Annotated in this window: 1 protein-coding gene; it reads left to right on the forward strand. The window is 69.8% G+C overall.

Translation table 11 applies throughout. The features are described from left to right. The coding region (locus tag ACLEJP_RS25560; RefSeq protein WP_440810925.1) for an AMP-binding enzyme at positions 1–308 on the forward strand (308 nt) is incomplete at both ends.

Consider the following 308-nt stretch of genomic DNA (forward strand, 5'->3'; position numbering starts at 1 on the left):
TCTGTACCGCACCGGCGACCTGGCGCGCTACCGCGCCGACGGGGTGATCGACTACGCCGGGCGGATCGACCATCAGGTGAAGATCCGCGGCCTGCGCATCGAGCTGGGCGAGATCGAAGCGCGCCTGCTGGAGTTGCCGAGCGTGCAGGAAGCGGTGGTGCTGGCCCAGGACGGGCCGAGCGGCAAGCAACTGGTGGCCTACGTGGTGCCTGCCGACAGCACGCAAGAGCAGGGCGCGTTGCGCGACAGCCTGCGTGCCGCGCTCAAGGCCAGTGTGCCGGACTACATGGTGCCGGCGCACCTGCTGT

The organism is Pseudomonas sp. SMV7 (genome assembly GCF_052041995.1).
GTDB lineage: Bacteria > Pseudomonadota > Gammaproteobacteria > Pseudomonadales > Pseudomonadaceae > Aquipseudomonas.